General features: G+C 38.4%; 18 protein-coding genes. 8 read left to right on the top strand and 10 right to left on the bottom strand.

Features of this window, described 5'->3' with window-relative positions:
* Nucleotides 1-74 precede the first annotated feature (74 nt).
* Nucleotides 75-1,943, top strand: coding sequence for a SurA N-terminal domain-containing protein (locus G3R48_RS14965; RefSeq protein ID WP_153662272.1), 1,869 nt, complete (start codon nt 75-77; stop codon nt 1,941-1,943).
* Between the two features lie 219 nt (nt 1,944-2,162).
* Nucleotides 2,163-3,038, top strand: coding sequence for an AraC family transcriptional regulator (locus G3R48_RS14960; protein ID WP_153662270.1), 876 nt, complete (start codon nt 2,163-2,165; stop codon nt 3,036-3,038).
* Between the two features lie 107 nt (nt 3,039-3,145).
* On the opposite strand, the gene G3R48_RS14955 is transcribed toward G3R48_RS14960, so the two are convergent.
* From G3R48_RS14955 to G3R48_RS14945, 3 genes are all read right to left on the bottom strand, one after another.
* Nucleotides 3,146-4,375: a DUF819 family protein gene (locus tag G3R48_RS14955; RefSeq protein ID WP_153662268.1), complete on the bottom strand. Its 1,230-nt coding sequence runs from the start codon at nt 4,373-4,375 to the stop codon at nt 3,146-3,148.
* A complete protein-coding gene (locus G3R48_RS14950; protein WP_153662266.1) occupies nt 4,372-5,268 on the bottom strand; it encodes a LysR family transcriptional regulator in 897 nt (298 codons plus the stop codon). Before G3R48_RS14950 ends, G3R48_RS14955 begins: the two co-directional genes overlap by 4 nt.
* A 181-nt stretch (nt 5,269-5,449) precedes the next feature.
* Complete coding sequence (locus G3R48_RS14945; RefSeq protein ID WP_153662264.1) at nt 5,450-6,478, bottom strand: porin; 1,029 nt, start codon at nt 6,476-6,478, stop codon at nt 5,450-5,452.
* Nucleotides 6,479-6,853: 375 nt separating this feature from the next.
* Here G3R48_RS14945 and G3R48_RS14940 point away from each other — a divergent pair, with 375 nt between their 5' ends.
* A complete protein-coding gene (locus tag G3R48_RS14940; RefSeq protein WP_153662262.1) occupies nt 6,854-8,635 on the top strand; it encodes a flavocytochrome c in 1,782 nt (593 codons plus the stop codon).
* A gap of 566 nt (nt 8,636-9,201) precedes the next feature.
* On the opposite strand, the gene fabV is transcribed toward G3R48_RS14940, so the two are convergent.
* The 7 genes from fabV to pspF form a co-directional block, all read right to left on the bottom strand.
* The gene (gene fabV, locus G3R48_RS14935; protein WP_153662260.1) at nt 9,202-10,404 is read right to left on the bottom strand and encodes an enoyl-ACP reductase FabV; all 1,203 of its coding nucleotides are present in this window, start codon (nt 10,402-10,404) and stop codon (nt 9,202-9,204) included.
* 105 nt (nt 10,405-10,509) lie between these two features.
* Nucleotides 10,510-11,301, bottom strand: coding sequence for a peptide ABC transporter ATP-binding protein (locus G3R48_RS14930; RefSeq protein WP_194823846.1), 792 nt, complete (start codon nt 11,299-11,301; stop codon nt 10,510-10,512).
* Entirely contained in the window at nt 11,276-12,286 is a 1,011-nt protein-coding gene (locus G3R48_RS14925) for an oligopeptide/dipeptide ABC transporter ATP-binding protein (RefSeq protein WP_153662258.1), read from the bottom strand. The genes G3R48_RS14930 and G3R48_RS14925 overlap by 26 nt, the downstream gene beginning before the upstream one ends.
* Nucleotides 12,287-12,288: 2 nt before the next feature.
* Nucleotides 12,289-13,179 carry an ABC transporter permease subunit gene (locus G3R48_RS14920; protein ID WP_153662256.1) on the bottom strand — a complete coding sequence of 297 codons (891 nt, stop codon included), beginning with the start codon at nt 13,177-13,179 and terminating at the stop codon, nt 12,289-12,291.
* The gene (locus tag G3R48_RS14915; protein ID WP_153662255.1) at nt 13,166-14,197 is read right to left on the bottom strand and encodes an ABC transporter permease; all 1,032 of its coding nucleotides are present in this window, start codon (nt 14,195-14,197) and stop codon (nt 13,166-13,168) included. Before G3R48_RS14915 ends, G3R48_RS14920 begins: the two co-directional genes overlap by 14 nt.
* The gene (locus tag G3R48_RS14910; protein ID WP_228497326.1) at nt 14,197-15,771 is read right to left on the bottom strand and encodes an ABC transporter substrate-binding protein; all 1,575 of its coding nucleotides are present in this window, start codon (nt 15,769-15,771) and stop codon (nt 14,197-14,199) included. Before G3R48_RS14910 ends, G3R48_RS14915 begins: the two co-directional genes overlap by 1 nt.
* 134 nt (nt 15,772-15,905) lie before the next feature.
* Nucleotides 15,906-16,976 carry a phage shock protein operon transcriptional activator gene (pspF, locus tag G3R48_RS14905; protein ID WP_212593384.1) on the bottom strand — a complete coding sequence of 357 codons (1,071 nt, stop codon included), beginning with the start codon at nt 16,974-16,976 and terminating at the stop codon, nt 15,906-15,908.
* Between the two features lie 174 nt (nt 16,977-17,150).
* Between pspF and pspA the strand changes: the two genes are divergently transcribed.
* From pspA to G3R48_RS14880, 5 genes are all read left to right on the top strand, one after another.
* Nucleotides 17,151-17,840, top strand: a complete 690-nt coding sequence (pspA, locus tag G3R48_RS14900; protein WP_153662251.1) for a phage shock protein PspA — start codon at nt 17,151-17,153, stop codon at nt 17,838-17,840.
* Between the two features lie 16 nt (nt 17,841-17,856).
* Nucleotides 17,857-18,096 carry an envelope stress response membrane protein PspB gene (gene pspB, locus G3R48_RS14895; protein ID WP_153662249.1) on the top strand — a complete coding sequence of 80 codons (240 nt, stop codon included), beginning with the start codon at nt 17,857-17,859 and terminating at the stop codon, nt 18,094-18,096.
* On the top strand, nt 18,083-18,475 hold the full coding sequence (gene pspC, locus G3R48_RS14890; protein ID WP_153662247.1) for an envelope stress response membrane protein PspC: 393 nt from the start codon (nt 18,083-18,085) through the stop codon (nt 18,473-18,475). The genes pspB and pspC overlap by 14 nt, the downstream gene beginning before the upstream one ends.
* Before the next feature lie 52 nt (nt 18,476-18,527).
* Nucleotides 18,528-19,973, top strand: a complete 1,446-nt coding sequence (locus tag G3R48_RS14885; RefSeq protein ID WP_153662245.1) for a YcjX family GTP-binding protein — start codon at nt 18,528-18,530, stop codon at nt 19,971-19,973.
* 117 nt (nt 19,974-20,090) lie between these two features.
* A complete protein-coding gene (locus tag G3R48_RS14880; protein WP_153662243.1) occupies nt 20,091-21,155 on the top strand; it encodes a TIGR01620 family protein in 1,065 nt (354 codons plus the stop codon).
* The last annotated feature ends 69 nt before the right edge of the window (nt 21,156-21,224 follow it).

Here is a 21,224-nt window from a genome sequence, read left to right as displayed (position 1 = left end):
GAAATTACAAAAAAGGCGCATCCTATTAGTGATGCGTCTTTTTATTTTATTAATCGCAACGAGCGAGAATTCAGATGTTAGAAAAAATTCGTGAAGGCTCACAAGGTGTTATCGCTAAGACCATTTTAGTACTTGTGATCCTTTCATTTGCTTTTGCTGGTGTGAGTAGCTATTTAGGTACAAACACTGGTACTCCAGCAGCTATCGTCAATGGCGACAACATTACCAACGAACAATTAGAGCAAGCTTTTCAAAATGAAAAAGGACGCTTAAAACAACAGTTTGGTGAAATGTTTGACACCCTTAGTGCTGATGAAAATTACATGAATGGCATTAAAAAAAGCGTTCTTGAACGTATGGTTTCCGATAAACTTATCGATCAAGCTGCAGTTGATTTAGGTCTACGCGTTTCAGATGACCAAATTAAAAAGGCCATATTTGCTGAGCAAGCGTTTCAAACTGATGGTAAGTTTGATAACGAGCGTTACTTAGCTGTACTGCGTCAACTTGGATACCAAACTGCAAACTTCAGAACCATGATGCGTACTGACATGACTCGTCGTCAATTAGTGATGGCCGTTGTGGGCAGTGAGTTTGTACTCGATGGCGAAGCAACAGACATTGCTAAATTACAAAATCAAACGCGTGATATTCGCTATTTAACTGTAGATTCAACGCCATTTGTTGCCGATGCGAAAGTGTCTGATGAAGAAGCTAAAACGTATTTTGACAATAATAAAGCCAGATTTAACAGTCCTGAAATGGTTAGCTTAGAGTATGTGGAATTAAATGCTGCTGATATGGCAACAGAAGATGCTACAGAAGAAGAAGCTAAAGCTTATTATGATGAACACAAAGCGCTATACCAAACTGCTGAGAAGCGTTTAGCTGCGCACATCCTAATAGCTGCTGCGGGTGATGACAGTGCTGAAAAAGCGAAAGCTGATGCGATTGAAACTAAACTTGCCAATGGTGAAGACTTTGCCAAACTTGCTGAAACAGAATCTGATGATAAATTCAGTGGTAAAAACGGCGGTCAACTTGATTGGTTTGAAAAAGGTGTAATGGACCCAGAGTTTGATGACGCATTATTCTCACTTGAAAAAGGCCAAACATCTAAGGTTGTTAAAACCAAGTTTGGTTACCATGTGATCAAACTACTCGATGTACAAGCTAGTGTTGCTCAAAGCTTTGCTGATGCCAAAGCGGATATCTTAAAAGACTTAAAAGAGAAGAAAGCGGTTGATGCCTTCTTTAGCTTGCAGTCCAAGCTTGCAGATACCAGCTATGAAATTCCTGACACATTAACTGAAACGTCAGAAGCGGTTAACGTGCCAGTGAAAACCACTGCAATGTTTTCTCGCAATAATGTACCACAACAATTTAATACGCCAGACTTCGTTCGTGCGGCATTCTCAGAGCAAGTTATTGAAGAAGGCATGAACAGTGACGTGATTGAACTTGGTGGTAATCACGTGGTTGTTGTTAGATTAAAATCACATAAACCAGCGGGTACAATGGACTTTGCGGATGTAAAAGACGCAATTGTTAATCGCCTTAAACAAGATAAAGCTAACGATGTTGCTCGTGTTAAAGCCACGGAATATATGGCCAAATTAAAAGCCGATGACACAATAGATGCAGAATTAACAACGGTTAAAGCACTTGCTCGTTTAACGCAAGATACCGACCCTGCGATTGTTGAAAAAGCCTTTAAGATGCCTGTACCATCTGATAGCAAAGTCTCTATTGATACGGCAAAACTTGCTCAAGGCTACGCGATTGTTGTACTTGATGGTGTCAATAAAGCAACTAACATTGAAGCTGATACGTTAGCGTCGCTTAAGCAGCGTTTAAGCTCACAATACAGTGAAGCAAATTACCGTGCAGTGATTAATGTATTGAAAGTACAGGGTAAAATTGAGTATCCAGTAGCTGAATAGTTAACACACTTATTAAGCCCTCAAATCTAACAAGGTTTGGGGGCTTTTTTATTTTTAGTCGCACGATATGTTTTCACTCATGCAGTTAGTGCATTAGGTATTTAATAAGAGACTGGACGTTTGCCTCGTGGGATTGAATTAAACCCTTGCCGGCTTTCATTTATACTGTAAAGGGTAAACCTTTATTTTAGTTGCGTATTTCTTGCCAATGGAATTGAAATGACATTATTAAAAAATTTTGAAATTGCACTCGATTATCTTGAGCAAAACTTAGAAAAACCACTTGATATTGATTTGTTATCGCAACTAACTTCTATTCCATTGCAGCAGTTTGAAGTGGCTTTTAGTGCCTTGTTTCATACAAACATAGACAGTTATTTTACGATATTGAAAATGCTTGATTGTGCGCAAAAATTGGCTTTTGAAACCCGAGTATCAATCGAAGATATTTCACATCAGGCAGGTTTTGGTCAATCAATGGAGTTTGAACAAGCTTTTTTCAATGCAATCGGTCAAACAGTTTATGATTTTAGAGTAAAGCCTGACTGGGGGAATTTCTTTAGTCGTCAGCAACCACTGAATACGCTTGCTAAAGGATTAAACAACGTACAAGACTTTAGTAATGATATCCAGATTATAGAGTTCAGAAGTCAACGCTTAATTGCAATTCGTCATCAAGGTGAGAAACAGTACTTATCGCAAACAATTAATGCATTGACTGCATGGCAAGAACATCATCATATCAATCACCAAATGAGCCGCTCTTTTCATTTAATGAAAAGTTTAGATACCGAGCCTAATAGTAACGTTGATGTTGAAATAACAGCGGTGTTGAATGATGCTCAATATGATGCTTTAACCGCAAGCATTGCTGCTTCTGAGCACTTTTATGTGACAACCTTACCAAAGTGTAAAATGCTACAACTACCCCATAGAGGCTGTGATATCGGGCTTGAGGATAAAATTAAATTTCTCTATGGTGTTTACCTTGAGCGTGAAGGTTACCAATTAGCTGATATTCCATTAGTGATAGAACGATGCGGTATTAATCAAGATAAAAAAATGGTGAGCACTATTTTATTGGCAGTAAACTAGGCGCTAATATTCTAACTTAGTGAGTAAATCTTAAGATGATAGGCTGCATTTTGATTGCGATCATTAATAAATACGTTATATAAAACTATAAACGCTCAATTTTAAAATTAAGGTGTAACGCCTTGCATTAATGCTGCACATAGCCACGCCATATAAGTTGCCCAAGCATAGCCAAAGACAGATAACAAAATAGCAATCGGTGTAAGTGATCGATGAAACGCCATGGCGACAACAGGCGCAGAAGCTGCACCACCAATACAACATTGACTGCTTAATGCCATGTAGGCCACAGGTGCACGGATGAATAAGCCCGTAATTAATACAAACAAACCATGTATCGATAACCAAATAAATCCAATAAAAAAGTAAATGGGAAAATGATTAATGGTGGTCAAATCCATTTGTAACCCCATATTCGCGATTATAAAATACAGTAACCCGCTTGCAACTTTTGTTGTCCCCGCTTTCTCTAACTGGCGCACACGCGTATTGGCTAATAATAAAGAGAGGGTAGTTACGCTTATAACTAACCAGAAAAATTTAGACGATAAACTAAATTTGTCCCATTGTGGGTAATGTGTACCAATAAAAGGTGCAATGTGATTTGAAATATAATGAGCTAATGTCGTTACTACAACGGCAATCAAAAACATCAGTGCGTAAGCTCGCCATTGAACTACTGAGATAGGAAGGTGTGTGTGTTGTTCACTTTTAATCAAGTTGGTGACATTAATAGTGTTAGCATTTATTTTTTTATCAATGGCATTGGCATGCTTGGCTAAAAAAAGTAAAAATGTCATCCAAATCGCTGAAAAAACAACGTTTACTGAAATCATAATCGTAAAAATATTGTTTTCTACATTGAAAATATCTTTCATCGATAACTGATTGGCGGTACCTCCAATCCAATTGCCGGCTAGCGTAGCCATGCCTCGCCATGCCGAATTCGTTCCACTCCATGCAACTGAGTCTGGGCTGATACATGAGATTATCCACAGAGTAATAGGGCCACCAAGCAATACCCCAAAGCTGCCCATAATGAACAATATTATGATCTTAGGGCTTAGTTGTAATATGGACTTTAAATCAACCCCAATAATTAACAACGTTAAGCATGCTGGCATTAAATAATTAGAAGAAAAAACTGAAAGTGCACTATTTTGACTGTCAATAATTCCCAAGGAGTTTAATAATGAAGGAATGATGTAACAAAGAACCATTGTAGGGAATATACTAAATACCTTTTTAACCCATGGCGTGGGTAATTTGCTGGCGTATAATATAAAAAGAATGACTAAACATAATACACTAAAAATAATGGGGTCTTGATTGATCATTGGGTATTTACGGTTTCATCTATATTACAGAATGTAATAAATTTATCGATAATGTCAGACGCTTGTTCGTCTTTGCGGGAAATAGACCAGTATCTGCGTTGAAAATTCCACTCAGGTAATTGTAATTCTACAATTTCACCTCGGCTGATTTCTTCTTTTACCGCTAAGTAAGGCATAACACTGACGCCAATCCCAGTACCAATTGCACGTTTAATTGCACCCATAGTGTTCATCGAAAGTTCGTGATGAATCTTAATTTTTGCACTTCTTAACAGTTGGGTATTACGCAATCTAGATGCTGACATGGTGCTATCTAGTACCCATAATTGTTTAGATAATAATTCCGCTGTAATATCTTCACTCACAAGTGGATTATTACAGCCAGTAACAAGACAAATTTTATCTTTTATCCATTCATTATACATTAAATTATTTAGTCCAGGTTTTGCATCAACGAAGCCTAAATCTAATTCTTTTTCAGAGACCATTTTTTCAATAGTTAAACTGTTATTAATAACCAATTTAATATCGACTAGTGGGTTTAGTTTTTTAAATTGCGGAATTTTTCGAGACAAAACATAGTTGCCTGCGGTTTTGCTACTGCCCACTTTAATTGTGCCACCAACAGCATTACGCTCAGCAAACATTTGCTCTAACTGTGTTCCTTTTGAAATCATTTCATTGGCATAAGGTAATATCACTTCGCCATTGTCATTGATTTTTAATCCATTACTACTGCGTTCAAATAACCGTGTACCAAGGGAACTTTCGAGTTCTTTGAGTGCCATGCTTACAGCTGGAACCGACATGTGCAACATTTGCGCTGCTTTTGATATTTGTCCTTTGCTGTGGATAGCTTTAAAAATGGTTAACTGTTTAAGCGTAATTTTCATTTACACAATGTCGATAAAATAGATTTTGTTAATTATAACTGAGTCATAAAAAAACATCACAAAATCAAACATTCGCATGTTTTTTTTTGTAACCTTGTTCAAATTTTAACAATTAAATATGACAAAAAAGCGTTAGCATAAAAGTTTACACTAACGCTGTGAAAACTGTTGTTATTACGTCTTAAAAGTCGTATCTAACACCAACAGTAACAATATTATCTTCGTCTAAATCAATGACAGGGCCTGCATTTTTAACGCGAAATTCACCTTCATATCTAGCATAGTGAGTGTATAGAAGAGTTGATTTTGCTAAACGGTAATCAGCACCGACTACCAATGAGGTTATGTCAACATCAGTGGCATTCTTGTAATCGCTTGTACTATTTTTGAGGTATTTACCAAAGCCTGCTTTATCTTTACCAATTTCAGCCTTTAGGTTGACACCGTTTAAGTTATATACCGCGCTGAAAAAGTAAGAATTACCTTCTTTTTCATTGTAGGTTTGACTTTCGGTATTTTGAAATAAACCACCTAATTTTAGGTTGCCGATTTTGTATTGTGCAACTCCTCTGTAGGCATCTACGCCACCAATAGTGTTATAGGCAGCGGCAAGATAAAATGATTGTTTTTTCATTTTTTTGTCGCCAGCGACGATGCTAACTGCGTATTGCTGTTCGTCTGAATCTTCGTAATTATCATCCATTAAATAGGTCGCGTTAACTGAAACTAAGTCAGCTATTTTAGGTGAGTAATACGTTACGCCATCTGCTTTACGATCTTGACCGGCAATCATACGATTATAAGCTGCGTTAGTTAGTGCAAAAGCTTCTGCTGTTCCTTTAGAGCTTTTCATTACGGTGTCATTTCGACCAACTATTAGAGTACCTAAATCACTTTTCACCCCTAAATAGGTGCTTCTTGCTTTGAATACTTCGCTGCTACCTTCATTGGTCGCTGAATCAACTTCAAATTCAGCGCGATAGAGCAGCTCAATATTGTCAGTTATTGCCTCGCTGCCATGGATACCCAATCTTGAAAAGTTATTTTCAAGAATGGTACCAGACTTTTGATTTTGGGTAGTAACGCCATTTTCTGAATGGGTTAGTGCCATATCAAAGCGGCCGTATATTTGTGGTGAATCAGCTAATGCATTATATGAAGTTGCTGATAGAAGACCAAAAATAGTCATTGATAATAATGTTTTTTTCATGATTCAATCTCTTGTTTAATCAATAAAAATATATTTAAATAGGTTTTGATTTAAAAGGTTTATTTGTATTTAACTAATTGTTCCTAATGTTTTTTGCTTAATTTTCTCATCCTTTTAATAAAGGAGGCGAATAAAAAAATTAATTAAGATGTCTAACCATTTGATGATTTAGATCGTAGTCATTATTTATTATTTTTAAATGAATATGAGTCACAATTGTTTTGCTTTTGCTATGGTTTAAAAAAAATTGAATGCGTTTTCATAAAAATTTAACTATAGATTAGATTTGATAAAGGTCTAAGTTTTACTACTCTTTAATAGGTATTGTGTGCGCCAACGAGTGGTGAAGTAAAAACATTTATAAAGGAATGAAACATGAAAGTTAAAAATCTAGCTTCGGTTATGGCTGCAGCAGTGATGATGCTAGCGTCTGCCAATGCCGTTGCCAAAAATGACTTAGCGTCATTTCATCTTAAAATGGGTGACTGTCAGACATGTCACGCCGATGGCAAGATGAAAGATATTAAAAAATCAATTACTGATAGTGAGACTCATATCAATGCTCAATGTAAAGAGTGTCATGGTGGTTTTGCTGATTTAGCGGATAAAAAATTAAAATTAGATCCCCATGGTTCACACTTAGGTGAAATTAACTGTACAACATGTCATTCAGGCCATGCTAAACCTAAGTTAACCTGTAATAACTGTCATAATTTCAAAATGGAAATGCCTTTTGCTGACGCAAAAGCTAAGAAAAAATGGGATGGTGACTGGGATCAAGACAAGATCAAAAAAGCCATTGCTAGAGGCCCTGTAGAAACTGTCGATGTCGTTGTTGTCGGTGGTGGTAACGCTGGTTTCAATGCGGCTCTTTCTGCTCAAGTTGAAGGCGCAAAAGTATTACTACTTGAAAAAGCTCCTTACGTGGGCGGTAATTCAATGCTTGCTGCTGGTGGTATAAACGCTGTTGGTACACCACAACAAAAAGCTAAAGGTATTAAGGACTCTGTTAACTGGTTTATTGAAGACACTATGAAAGGTGGCCGTTATAAAAACGATCCGAAATTAGTGAAAATTTTAGGCGAACAATCTGCTGACGCGGTTAAATGGCTTGAATCTTTAGGTGTAAACCTTGATGACCTAACACGTTCTGGTGGTGCGAGAGTTCAACGTACTCATCGTCCACATGGCGGTGCTTCTGCAGGTCCACAAATTATGGCTACTTTAAATAAAGTCGCAAAAGAACGTGGTATTCCTGTGCGCTTAAATTCTCGTGTAGAGAAAATTGTATTAAATGATGATAAATCAGTTGCTGGTGTCGTGGTGCATGGTCGTCATTCTGGCTATAACATGATTGCTGCTGGTTCAGTTGTATTAGCAACTGGTGGTTACGGCATGAACAAGCAAATGATTGCTTACTATCGTCCAACATTTAAAGATATGACTAGTTCAAACAACGTAACAGCTACTGGCGACGGCATTTTACTTGCAAAAGAAATTGGCGCGTCGATGACTGATATTGATTGGGTTCAAGCTCATCCAACTGTTGGTAAAGATAGCCGTATTCTTATTTCTGAAACTGTACGTGGTGTTGGTGCCATTATGGTAAATACCGACGGTCAACGCTTTGTTAATGAGTTAACCACACGTGACCGTGCATCAGATGCAATACTTAAGCAAAAAGGTAAATATGCTTGGTTGGTGTTTGATAAGCAGTTAGTTGAAAAGAAAAAAATGATACGTGGTTATGACCGCTTAGGAATGCTAAGTAAAGGTAGTACGATTGAAGAACTTGCTAAAGCTACTGGCATGAAAGATCTTGCTAAAACAGTTGCTGATTACAATAAGTATCAAGCTGCTGGTAAAGATGCTGCATTTGGTCGTGAAGATATGCCAATTAAATTTAACCAACCACCTTTCTATGCAGTGAAAGTTGCACCTGGTATTCACCATACTATGGGTGGTGTTGCAATTGATACTGATGCAAACGTACTAAACTTACAAAGCTGGAAAATGGATGGTTTATTTGCAGCTGGTGAGGTTACAGGTGGCGTACATGGCTTTAACCGTTTAGGTGGTAATGCCATTGCTGACACGGTTATATTTGGTCGCATTGCTGGTAAAAATGCTGCTAAACATGCACTAAAGAAAAAGTAATCATTAAAGAAACTCATTTTCTTTAAATATCCCCCTCTGGCCAAGTCTCATCAACTTGGCCTTTTTTATTGGATGTTTTATGAAAAATGGATTGTTTATTAAATATGAATCTAGTTCTTTGTTAATCTAGATATGACTTATCATAGAAATAGCTAATTATTGATAATGTTTGGTTTTTGGGAGGAATTGTTTATAAATTATTTTAATTATTTTAATTATTTTGGAACATAATAACTTGAAAGTAAGTTTGATTTAGCCTAAATATACTGATTTGAAATTAGGATTACTTTCTAAAGTTAGATTTTTTTAAATAGTTTAGATTAAGTTTTCTTCTTTGTTTATTTTTTGAATGTCTTAAGGAAGAATTGATGTCAACTGAAATGTATGTAGTTGAAGTTGAAGTTAAAAAATCAAAGCGTAGAGTATAACTGTTAACGATAAAAAGGTTAAAAGTAAACTAGTTGATAACAAGATGTTTGTAATCATGGTTGATAATAATAAAATAATTGCGTGCAAGCATAAAAAAACCAAGCCAGTAGACTTGGTTTTTATTATTAATTTATCTGTTATAAGCTAATAACATCAAAGTTAACGTTTGGATTTACATCTACATCGTAATCAATGTCTTTAATTCCGAAGCCGAATAGCTTTAAGAATTCTTCCTTGTACTCATTATAATCAGTAAGTTCTGTGAGATTTTCTGTTGTCACATCAGCCCATAGTTCTTGGCAATGCTTTTGAATATCTTCTCGTAACTCCCAATCATCTAAACGTAGGCGATTATTATCATCTGTTTGTGGTGGTAAACCATCTTGGCGGAATAGACGCTCACTAAATAAGCGATATATTTGATCCATACAACCTTCATGGACACCTTCTTCGCGCATTTTTTTAAATACCATCGCAATATATAGTGGCATCACAGGTATGGCAGAACTGGCTTGAGTCACAACACTTTTTAACACTGAAACATTCGCTGAGCCACCAGTGGCTGACAATTTAGTGTTTAATGCATGTGCGGCGCGGTCTAAGTCCATCTTCGCTTTACCCAGTGCGCCGTGCCAGTAGATTGGCCATGTAATTTCGGTGCCAATATAGCTATATGCGACTGTTTTGCAGTCATCAGATAATACACCAGCATCACTAAGTGCATTGACCCATAACTCCCAATCTTGGCCGCCCATAACCGTAACTGTATCAGCAATTTCTTGCTCAGTAGCAGGTTCGACTGAGGTTTCAATAATGGTGTTTTTATTCGTGTCTACTGCGGTCGCTGTATAGGTCTCGCCAATTGGTTTAAGTGATGAACGAATAAGCTCACCAGTGTCAGGCAGTTTTCTTACCGGTGATGCTAATGAGTACACCACCATGTCAATTTGACCTAGGTCTTGTTTAATTAGCTCAATTACTTTTTGTTTAGCATCGTGACTAAAGGCGTCACCATTAATACTTTTAGAATATAAACCTTCAGCTTTGGCAAATTGGTCAAAATAAGCAGAGTTATACCAGCCTGCGGTGCCAGTTTTGGTATCAGAGCTTGGTTTTTCGAAGAACACACCAATCGTAGCAGCGTCACTACCAAAAGCGGCTGCGATGCGTGAAGAAAGGCCATAACCGCTCGATGAGCCAACAACTAATACCTTTTTAGGACCATTGGCAATTTTGCCTTTGGCTTTGGTTAAGTTAATTTGTTCTTTGACGTTTGCTTCACAGCCAACAGGGTGAGTTGTGGTACAAATAAAACCACGTATTTTGGGTTTAATAATCATATTTTCGTTTTTTCCATTAACAATGGTATTAGCATAAATAGTTAGACGCCGAAATGGCACTTATTTTTGACTTTTTAGTCGGAAAATAGCAGTGGTTGGAGCAGTTTAGCGACTTTGAAGGCGTTGACTTTGCTCAACAATTAACTTTTTAGTGTATTCATGTTGTGGGTTAGTAAATAATTGTTCGGTAGTCGCTTTTTCGACTAAATTACCATCTTTTAACACCATCACTTTATCACTCATATGTTTGATTATACTAAGATTGTGGGAAACGAAGATATACGATAATCCAAGTTCTTTTTGTAATTTAAGCAACAAGTTGATGATTTGCGATCGCACTGATAAATCAAGTGCGGTTAATGCTTCATCGGCAATAATAATTTTGGGGTTGAGCATTAAGGCGCGGGCGACAGCAACGCGTTGCTTTTGACCTTCTGAAATCATATGCGGATAAAACTCTGCATGTTCAGGTAGTAAGCCAACCTTCCTCAATGTGTCGTAAACTTGTTTACGCCGCTCTGTTTTATTGAGACTGCTATTAAATCTCAGAGGTTCATCTAATAAGTCGCCAATAGATAACTTGGGGTTTAATGAGGTATTTGGATCTTGGAAAATCATTCTTATTAAGCGACAGCGCTGTTTTAAGTTTTTTGTTTCAAGCGATTCATCTTCAAAAATAATCTCGCCGTTACTGCGTCGCTCTGCACCTACCAGAATACGGGCGAGAGTACTTTTACCTGAACCAACCTCACCAACAATGGCTAATGTCTCTCCTTTATCTAACTCAAAGGAAATTGGGTTAAGCGCTTGGTAATATTGGCGTTTAAACCATTTAAAGCCGGTACAGTACTGTTTGCTTAAATTTGAAACTTTAAGTAATGGTGCCATCGTCTTCATCGCGTTCATTGTTTAGTGGGAAGTGGCAAGCAAAATAGCGGTCTTTCTCATGGACTAAGCTAGGTTGTTGGACACACTTGCGTTCAGCTTCTGGGCAGCGAGGTCCCAGACGGCAACCTGCAGGTAAATGATGCACCGAAGCTGATGAACCGGGCAAACTAGGTAATAGCGACTTATGACGCATTTTACTTGTATGTTCTGGTAAATTTTTTAGTAGCGCATAAGTGTAAGGGTGGTAAGGCTTGGCAATAATGGCAGATGTTGGCCCTGACTCCATTATTTGGCCACTGTATAATACCGTTAATTTATTACACCATTTAGTGAGCGTTTCTAACTCATGACTGATCACCAATATTGATACGTTTTGTAGTTGATTCAGTTGGGATAATAATCTAAATATTTGCGCTTGTGTACTGACTTCCATAGAGTTTGTTGGTTCATCAGCAATAATTAATTTTGGATAATTCGATACCGCCATCGCAATCATGACTTTTTGGCATTCACCATCTGACAATTCCCAAGGGAAGCAACTCATTAATTTTTTGGGATGCTTAATACCGACTTTATGAAGCCACTTTTGCGCATTTAATTCAGTGTCTTTATCACGTCGCCAAAAAGGCACTTTTTTATTGGGCACCATCGCTTCAGTTAGCTGGCTACCGATGGTTCTAACTGGGTCTAAACTGCCAACTGGATCCTGAAAAATCATGGCAATTTCACTGCCCATAATACTTCGGCGTTGTTTCGGCTTCATATCTAATAAGCTTTGGCCATCCCACATCATTCGATCGGCGCGAACCCGCCAGTGAGAACCTAGCACCCCAAGTACCGCTTTAGCTAATAAGGTTCGTCCTGAGCCTGACTCACCCACTAAACCGTGTATTTCACCACTGTTGAGGGTCAAGCTCACTTTTTCTAACACCTTGACGATTCCGCTGTCGGTATTGAGTTCAATGGTTAAGTTGCGAATATCAAGTAATGGCATGGTTAATTTCTTTTAGGAACAAGCGCTGAGCGTAGGCCATCACCAACTAAGTTGATAGATAACACTGTAATTAATATGGCAACACCAGGAATAGTGATGGTCCAAGGCGCAAGTAATAAATTATCTAATCCTTGTGCCATCATCGCACCCCATTCGGGGCTTGGCGCTTGCGCCCCGAGTTTTAAAAAGCCTAATGCGGCAATGTCTAATATGGCTGCTGAAATCGCCATAGTAACTTGAATAATTAAGATATCCCAAACGTTGGGCATAATGACATACCAAAATATTTGTAACGAATTCGCCCCATCTAATTTAGCGGCAGTGACATAATCTTTTTGTAACTCTTCATGCACTGCTTGATGTATGGCACGTATAAATTGCGGCACCATAGCAATGCCAACTGCCCAAAATACATTGGTCAGTCCTGGGCCGATAACCGCAACAACCAAAATGGCCATTAATAGGGACGGAATGGAAAGTAAGGCATCAAATAAGTGGCCTAAAATACTCGATTTAAGTCCTGTCATCATTCCAGAAATTGCACCAATGATAAAACCGATAAATAGCGCTGCAAAAACGATCACCAATGACATACCAAAGGTAAGTTGAACCCCATGCAAAATGCGGCTAAAAATATCTCGGCCTAAATCATCTGTGCCAAAAAAGTATTCAACTGAACCGTGCTCATGCCATGATGGAGGCATTAAAATTGCCTGTGAATTTTGTGCTTCAGGAGAAAACGGAGCAATAAAAGGGGTTAGTAGTGTCAGCAATATCAGACACGCAATCGCCCATAACCCAACCAAAGCTAAAGGGTTATCAATAAAGGTTTGCCAAATTCGCCGAAGGTGAGTGGCTTTTTTTTCTTCATAGTGGATGTTATTTAGATGCATATAACTCCTTTCGACTGACAGGGTTAATTGCCGTATGTAACATTTCAATGAAAATACTAAGAGAAATAATCAATAATGATACCGATAAAATACCGGCTTGAATGACGGTGTAATCTCGCTGGTATATACCTGAAATAAGCCAGTTACCGACCCCAGGCCAAGAAAAAATAACTTCTACGACAATGCCATAACTGGCAAAAGTGCCCAACATCAAACCAATGCTCTTTAAGACAGGTACTAGTGCGTTAGGTAGGCCATGGCGAAATAGAATTTTACTGGTACCCAATCCGCGAGCTTCGGCTGCGCGAATATATGATTGTTCCATTACATTGGTTAATGCTTGACGGGTAATACGGGTAACAATGGTAAATGGCAACACTGCGAGTGTGACCGCCGGCAAGATTAAATGCAGTACCGCATCTTGAAATGCCGCGAAACTGTAGGGTTTAGCTGATAATAAGGTATCAATTAACATCACCCCGGTGACAGAATCAATGTCATAAAGAAGATTAATTTGGCCTGAAGTGGGTAACCAATTTAAGTTAACTCCAAACCACAGCAACAAGCTTAATCCTAACCAGAATACTGGCACAGAATAACCTGTGAGTGTTATTGCCAATATTAGGCGCTGTAAAAATACATTTTGTGTTAATGCCGCAAAAACACCTAGCGGAACGCCAAAAGCAATGGCAATAAGGCCTGCGACGAAGGCGAGTTCAAGTGAGGCGGGCAAGACCCGAGTTAATTCACCCGCCACTGCTTGTTGAGAATTAATTGATACACCAAAATCACCAGACAAGCGTTGCTGTATATAAGCGATAAACTGTTTAAATGCGCTTTGTTGTAATTGATAGGTTTGGTTGATTTGAAGTTGTTGCTCAGTACTGGGCGTTGCAATTCCGCTAAGGGCAAAACTTTTATCAACAGGAAACAACCCGGTTGCAATATAGAGAACTAACAACAATAAGATTGACGTCGCCAAAAAGAGATTGATACGCCTAAAAAAGTATTGCCACATTATTGCTTATCCTTAGTGCTGGTCTGGGTCGTTTGGGCAAATGAAATTCCACCATAAGGTCTAACATGTAAGTTAGTGATAGATTTGTCTTTTAGAACCACTTTTTGTGCATGAGCAATTGGCACAATAGGCACTTGATTACTGATCATTGCTTCTGCAGCTTGAAAATAAGGTTGACGTTTAAATTGCTCAGTTTGTTCCCTTGCTTTAGCAAGGATGTGGTCAAAACCGATATTGCACCATCGTGAATAATTATTTTTAGATGCTAATGCTGAACAACTTAAAATGGGGGTGAAAAAATTGTCAGGGTCATTGTTATCAGCATTCCAGCCAATTAATACTGAGTCATAATCGGTTTTTGCAAGCTTTTGGGTAAACACACTCCAATCGTAACTAATGATATTGGCTTTTACGCCAATGTTAGCAAGATCTTCTTGAATCAGTTCAGCCATTTTTATGGCATTGGGATTATAAGTGCGGGCGACGGGCATTGCCCAAATATCAATACTAAGGTCAGTTACATGTGCTTTTTTTAACAATGCCTTGGCTTTTTGCGGATCGTATTCATTATTGTCAAAATGTTTCGAATATGCCCACGAAGCAGGCGGTAAAACGCCAGAGGCTTCAACCGCACTATTATTGTAAACCACACTTAAAATTTTCTTTTTATTAATCGCATGAGCTAGGGCTTGTCTGACTCGCAGGTCATTAAACGGGGGCTTTTGCGTGTTAAAAGCCCAAAACGCGACATTTAATCCAGGATTTTTGACAACACGAATGTTCGGCTGAGTTGTAATAACCGATAACTCAGCAGGGCGAGGCAGTGCTGATACATTGCAATCACCAGTGATTAATTTAGTAAAACGCGAGGTACTATTGGGAGTAATATCAAAAACCAATTGCTGGGTATCCACTTTGGGCCCCCAATAACTGGTGTGTCGATGGTAACGAATATGATCGTTTTTAACGTATTGGTGGAGTTTAAATGGACCTGTACCAATCGCAAAGTAGTCTATGTCTTCAGGCGTACCGGCGAGGAGTAAATTATCAGCATACTCCTTTGACAATATCACTGCAAAATCGGTGGCGAGATTAAACATGAAGCTGGCATCTTTATGATTTAAATGAAAAATAACTTCAAACTCGTTTACCTTTTCTATTGACGATATCAATTGACTAAAATTAATGCTTTGAAAATAAGGGTAACCATTACGGCCAACATGATGATAGGCATTGTTAGGGTCAATAATCCGATTAAATGAAAATAATACGTCGTCGGCATTAAAAAAGCGCGTCGGCGTAAAAAGGTGAGAGTTGTGGAACGTGACATGTTGCCTTAACTCAAACTTATAGCTCAAGCCATCTTCTGAAATTGACCACTGAGTTGCCAGTTGTGGAGCAAACTGTTTTGTTTCAGGATCATAATCAATTAAGCGGTTATAAAGTTGATGTGAAGTTGCATCTATTGTAGTACCTGATGTGACCTGTTGAGGATTAAAGCTTTCAGGGTTGCCTTCACTGCAATAAACCAAGCCAGAGGGCAATTGCGGCTCACTACACCCTGATGACAGCATCAAGATGAACAAAGAAATTATGAATAACCAGCGTTTATAAAGCACAAGCATGTTGGGATCAGTTTATAATCGTTAAGACTAACATTCTAACAGTGTTGGGAACTTAGGAGCAATTATCTGAACATGCCATTTTATTAGGTTTTGTCTAAAAGGTTGTATTTTTTTAAGATCCCACGTAATTGGTGATAGCTTAATCCTAATAATTCCGCTGTTTTCTTCTGGTTATACTGACCTGCAGCTAATGCTTTTTGTAAAAGCTCTACCTCTTGGCTTTCTGTATATTCTTTAAAATTGATTGGGAAGGTGATTTGTGACGAGGCTGCTAACTCTTGATGCTGCGTACTTTCAACTGAAATTGGTGCTAAAATTTCAGGTTGCGTTTCGGCTTGTCTTTCGCGCGTTTTTACCCGCTTTGTTGGGCGATATGGTGAAGCAAATGGATCTAAAATGATATTAGCTATCTCTTGTCCATCACTGCCTTCGCGATAAACGCTACGCTCGACAACATTCTTTAGTTCACGAATATTTCCGGGCCATGAGTGCATCATTAACTGTTCCATGGCAATAGGGCTAAAACCTGTAAAGTACTCAAGGTTTAATTGTCTTGCCATATTAACGGCAAAGTATTCAGCAAGGGCTTTTATGTCTTCAGTGCGGCACCTAAGTGGAGGAAGTGTAATAACATCAAAGGCTAATCTATCGAGTAAATCAGCACGAAATTCCCCATTTTCTGCAAGTGAAGGTAGATCTTCATTCGCGGCGCAAATTAACCTGACATTTGTTTGGACGGTTTTACTGCCACCCACTCGTTCAAATTCGCCGTATTCTATTACTCGTAACAGCTTTTCTTGGATTAACCCAGAGGTATTTGCTAACTCATCAAGGAATAAGGTGCCACCATCGGCACGTTCAAATCGTCCTTCATGTTTGCCTTTTGCACCTGTAAATGCGCCCGATTCATGCCCAAAAAGTTCACTTTCTAATAAGTTTTCACTTAAAGACGAGCAGTTTAGTTTTACAAATGATTGATCCCATCTCTCTGATAAATAATGTAACCTTTCAGCGATTAACTCTTTCCCGGTGCCACGCTCACCAATAATTAATACCGGTTTTGAAAGTGGTGCGACTTTAGAGACATGTTCTAATACTTCTAATAAAGCATTAGATTGGCCAATGAGATTATCTTGTTGAAATCGTTTACTCACAGAATGTTAGTCTTTTACACTAATAAATGGTGAAAATCATAATAGTTGTCTAATCGACTAAATGAAAGAAAAACTTCAAATATCACCTAAGATGCTGATATTAAAGTGATACTAAAAAGTGGCACGATAACTGTATTATCTTTATCGACACTAACAACACCTGAGGTACATATTATGGGAATTTTTTCACGCTTTGCAGATATCGTAAATTCAAATATCAGTGCTTTACTCGATAAAGCGGAAGATCCGGAAAAAATGGTTCGCCTTATCATCCAAGAAATGGAAGACACACTCGTAGAGGTACGTTCTACATCCGCTAAAGTATTAGCTGAAAAAAAAGAATTGCTTCGTCGTATTTCTCGAGTACAAGAGCAAGTTATCGATTGGCAAGCTAAAGCAGAACTGGCTTTATCAAAAGATCGTGAAGACTTAGCTAAAGCTGCGTTGCTTGAGAAACAAAAAACAACTGGTTTACTTGAAACCCTAGAAATGGAATTGCAAGTCATTGAAGAGCATATTGTGCGCTTAAAAGATGAAGTTGCTCAATTACAAGATAAGTTAAATGATGCTCGTGCACGTCAAAAAACCATTATCATGCGTAATCAAACTGCAACTTCTCGCCTTGAAGTGAAAAAACAGTTAGATTCAAGCAAAATGGATGATGCAATGTTAAAGTTTGAACAATACGAACGTCGTGTTGAAGGACTTGAAGCCCAAGTTGAATCTTATGATTTAGGCAACAAAAATACACTTGCAGATGAATTTGCCGCCCTAGAAGCTGAAGACTCAATTAATGATGAACTTGAAGCTTTAAAAGCGAAAGTGAAATCAACATCTAAAGCAAAAAATAAATCACAATCTTAATTTTTCGAGGTGAGTTATGGATATGGATCTACTTATTGCCCCTATTATCATTTTTCTAATAATTGTGGCGCCAATTTGGTTGATTCTTCATTATCGCAGCAAGCGGCAAGTGAGCCAGGGACTTACTGAGGAAGAATTTTCACAGTTGAACCAATTAATTGCTCAGGCTGAAAAAATGGGTAATCGGATCGAAACCTTAGAAAATATTTTAGATACAGAATCACCTGAATGGAGGGCAAAACATGAGCACAGCTAATGGACGAACCCTTTATCGCATTCCTAGTAAGGGCAAGATTGCTGGGGTTTGTGCCGGGATTGCTGATTACTTTAATTTTGAAACTTGGTTAGTACGAGTATTAGCGGTTTCTATATTTTTACTGGGTGGATCAGGTTTTGTGTTTATCATTTATATTGCGCTATGGATGATTTTGGATGCAAAACCTGCTATCAACCATAAAGATAACGCGAAAGATATCGAATTGAAGAAGAAAGTATGGCAAGCAGGAGAACCGGCTAAAAAAGCCCTGTTTGATGTGAATCGAAACTTTCGTCAGCTAGAGATCCGTTTACAAAGGTTAGAGCGACATGTTACTTCCGATAATTTTGACCTTAAAAGGCAAATTGATAATCTTTAATTATTCTACAGGGCGGTTTTTCCGCCCTTTGTTCGTATAAGGTCTGTTCATTATGCGCCTGCTTGAAAGCTCCTTCGCTAAGTTATCCAAAAGTACCCAATCTTTGATTAATCGCAGTACGGACAGGCATGTACGTCTTGCTGTTACCGGATTATCTGGTGCGGGAAAAACAGCATTTATAACCGGACTTGTGAATCAATTGCTTAATAGTGGTTTGAATCAAGGTAAGTTGCCGTTGTGGCAAGTTGCAAGGGAAGGGCGTTTACTGGGCGTGAAACGTACCTTACAACCTGATCTAGACATTGCCAGCTTTGATTACCAAAGCGCTACCCAATCCTTACAAAGCCAGCCTTCAAAATGGCCAGCATCTACGTGCAATATTACAGAATTGCGCTTAGCGATAAAATATCGGCCTGAACAGGGAGTGTTGGCAAAGTTAACTGATACCGCCACGCTGTATGTTGACATTGTTGATTACCCAGGTGAGTGGTTGCTCGATTTACCCATGATGAAACAATCGTTTAGTCAATGGTGTAACGCTCAGTTGCAACGACAGTCCTCACTTACAACAAGCCCATTATATGGTGCTTATTCTGATGCTTTACTTCAACTTAACTTAACCGCGGCAACAGATGAACAGCAACTTAAACACATTGCGACTCTGTATCAGGAGTTATTAATCGACTCTGTCAAGCAACAAGGGTTTTACAATGCACAACCCGGGCGAATGCTATTACCGGGTGAATATCAAGACACGCCATTATTAACATTTTTTCCGCTATTTAATTTAACTGAAGCCCAACATGTGCAACTGCATGACAGTCACACAGACAGTGCTTATAAGGTTTTAGAACAGCGCTATGATCAATACGTGAATCAAGTAGTTAAGCCTTTTTATCGGCATTATTTTGCTAAGTTTGACCGTCAAGTCGTGCTGGTGAATTGTTTAAGTGCATTAAATAAGGGCCATGATCAATTTAATGATATGGGCGTTGCACTTAATCATATTTTAGAAAGTTTTAAATTTGGCCAATCTAGCCTGTTAAGCCGACTGTTTTCGCCCAAAATTGATAAAGTGCTGTTTTGTGCGAGCCAAGTTGACCGAGTAACTCGAGATCAACAGGGCAATATGCTGAAATTGCTCAACGCCATGTTAAAACAAAGTCATCACTTAGCCAGTTTTGAAGGTTGCGATGTTGAAGCGATGGCGATTAGCGCCATTAAAGCAACTAAGCATGGGATGGTCGATACACCTCATGGGCAGCAAGAAGTGGTTAAAGGGTTAGCAACTGATGAAAACGGTAACCAACAGGCGTTAACGCTTTACCCAGGAGAGGTGCCCAATCAATTACCAAAGAATGCATTTTGGCAACAACAAGGGTTCCAATTTATTGATTTTTGTCCACCTAAGCCTGAAGACTATGGCGATAACGCTCATTTTGATCATGTGCGCTTAGATCATCTGCTGGAATATTTATTGGGTGACAAACTGACATAAATACGTGCTTAACCTTATTTTAAATGTTAACTATTGGTTTATACCGAAATACCGTCTTTAAAATGGCATTTATTTGTCACTGTTAATTTAATCATTACTAAGGTCTTAGGAGAAAAGATGATCCAAAAACAGCAAGTCTTTGCTCAAGAAGACACCAAAATACATTCAGACAAAACTGAGACTGAAAGAATCGATTCAAGCGTAAAACCACAGCAATATTTCAGCGATGATCAATTTATTAATGAGCAGCAGTTAACCTCTATAGTCGATCAGCACATTGCAGCCCAGCCTCTTAATGCCACTAAACCTATGTCAAAATTTACCAAGCTGATGTTATTGAGCTTATTAGCATTAGTGAGTGTCGAAACCGCCCTTGGGTTGATAGAGGCTTTTAATACCAGTCAATGGCTGTTTGGTTTCTATACCGTGGTGATGGCTATCGTTATAACGTGGGCGATAAAAGCGGCGCTTGTTGAATGGCGAAAATTGTCGTTATTAAAAAAAGTGGCAACACAGCAACAAATCAGTGAGCGGTTATCGCAAAGTGTTCAAACAGGCGAAGCTGATAAATTTATCCATAATATGGTGAAAGCTTACCCCAACTCACAAGGCAAAGAACAATATTTAGCGAGTGCAAGCAAAGATCATAATGATGCCGAAAAACTCGCGCTATTTGATTCATTAGTATTAACTGAACGTGATGAACTGGCTAAAAAAATTGTGGGACGCTTTGCGGCTGAATCTGCTGTTTTATTGGCGGCGAGTCCGCTTGCTGCATTAGATATGGCGATAATTCTATGGCGCAATCAAAAGATGATAACCGATATTGCCAATGTGTATGGCATCGAACTGGGTTATTGGAGCCGAATAAAGTTAATTAGAACAATTATTGTCAATATTATTTATGCAGGTAGTTCAGAAGTACTCACCGATTTAGGGACTCAAATGATGTCGATGGAAATGACCGGTAAATTATCAGTGCGAATAGGTCAAGGATTAGGTGGTGGGTTATTGACTGCACGACTTGGTTATCAGGCAATGAGACTATGTCGGCCAATTAAATTTACGGTGAATAATCGACCTAAGTTGCGTCAAGTCTATCAATCACTATTAAGTGAGTTAAAGGCATTCTCTCAACGTAATGTGAATACTCTGGATAAAGAAAGTATCTATAAAGACTAAATCATTTCAGACTGTTTTTTGAACAAATTAATTTCTTCGACTACGTTTATGATGGCTTTAGTTGACAGT

The organism is Shewanella intestini, assembly GCF_018221465.1.
Classification (GTDB): Bacteria; Pseudomonadota; Gammaproteobacteria; order Enterobacterales; family Shewanellaceae; genus Shewanella; species Shewanella intestini.
The sequence above is the reverse complement of the archived record's forward strand: the minus strand, read 5'-3'. Positions and strand labels throughout refer to the sequence as shown.